The organism is Alkalihalophilus lindianensis, assembly GCF_032843265.1.
In the GTDB taxonomy this organism is placed as follows: domain Bacteria; phylum Bacillota; class Bacilli; order Bacillales; family Bacillaceae_D; genus Alkalihalophilus; species Alkalihalophilus lindianensis.
In genome coordinates this window covers 1-249 of the sequence record NZ_JAWJBA010000770.1, presented here as the reverse complement: position 1 = coordinate 249, position 249 = coordinate 1, and the positions used below count along the sequence as shown (strand labels likewise).

At 43.4% G+C, this 249-nt stretch carries 1 protein-coding gene; it reads left to right on the top strand.

The features are described 5' to 3' along the window. Window positions 1–53: 53 nt before the first annotated feature. Window positions 54–249: DUF2564 family protein (locus RYX56_RS24265; RefSeq protein WP_317124371.1), on the top strand; the 196-nt coding region annotated here is incomplete at its 3' end.

Here is a 249-nt window from a genome sequence, read left to right as displayed (position 1 = left end):
ATATTTAATCCCAAAATGGTGCATAGTATGTAAGGAGAACATCGAAACGAGGGATGAGAATGAGTGAGCCGTATAATGAGTTAAAGCAAGTAGAAATGGCGATTAAGTCTGCACAGCGTATGGTCGGTCAAGCGACAATGAGTATGGACCCTGATCAGCTTCAAGCAGCAACCGATGCTGTAAATCAAGCGAAAGAACAATACAAAAAAGCGGCTTCCCATCAAACAGGCGTAGACGCTGCTTTCTTTG